The 779-nt window shown below is 60.7% G+C and carries 1 pseudogene; it reads right to left on the bottom strand.

From position 1 onward, the window contains the following. A pseudogene (locus tag NKJ37_RS31960) lies at window positions 1–500 on the bottom strand (IS110 family RNA-guided transposase); the annotation flags it as partial. Window positions 501–779 lie beyond the last annotated feature (279 nt).

Here is a 779-nt window from a genome sequence, read left to right as displayed (position 1 = left end):
TCCTCAACCAACGCGACGAGCATGCTCAGCCCTGTAGCACCCTGACGAGTGATGATGCCCAACTCCGCCAAGTGGCCGCGCAAGGGCGTTCACCAGCATTTCCGCTGCCGGATCAAAAGCTCGCGGACGCGATGCAGCATCAACACGCTCTGCTGCTCCCCGCTCTTTGTCGGAACAAAGCGAATCGTCGGTCGCGTGACCGCCTCGCAGATTGCCTCGGCATCCGAAGCATCATTCTTCTGCCGCTTCACGTATGGCTTGACGTATGACGCAGGCATCAGGCGAACCTCATGCCCCAGAGCCGTGAGGACACGAGCCCAGTGATGGCTCGTTGCGCAGGCTTCGATGCCAATCAAGCACGCCGGCAAGGACGTAAAGAATGCGACTACATCGTCGCGACGCAACTTCCGGCGGACAACCACTGCGCCCTGTGCGTCAACGCCGTGCACCTGAAACACGTGCTTGGCGACATCCAGACCGATTGTGCTAACCTTCTCCATGGACGGCTCTCCCTCATGTGACTTTCGACAGCCACACTTTGGCACATTGCGATGCCGGGAGCGGAGGCCGTCCACCTCATCAGGTCAGGGCGCAGATAATCCCGTCACTCTATCGAGATATGCCGGCTGAACTGGGGCCCCGGGCGTGCATAGTCGCGGAGGATCGGCGTGTGCGGGCTGGAACCCGCCGCGGATACCATGCGACGACTAGCCACACGGCCGAAAACCGATTCGCACCTTAGCCTCGCCGATCGTACCGTAGCAGGAATAGGCATGCGA

Origin of the sequence: Mesorhizobium sp. M0140 (assembly GCF_040322475.1) — a bacterium.
Lineage (GTDB): Bacteria > Pseudomonadota > Alphaproteobacteria > Rhizobiales > Rhizobiaceae > Mesorhizobium.
This window is presented reverse-complemented; position numbering and strand designations above follow the sequence as displayed.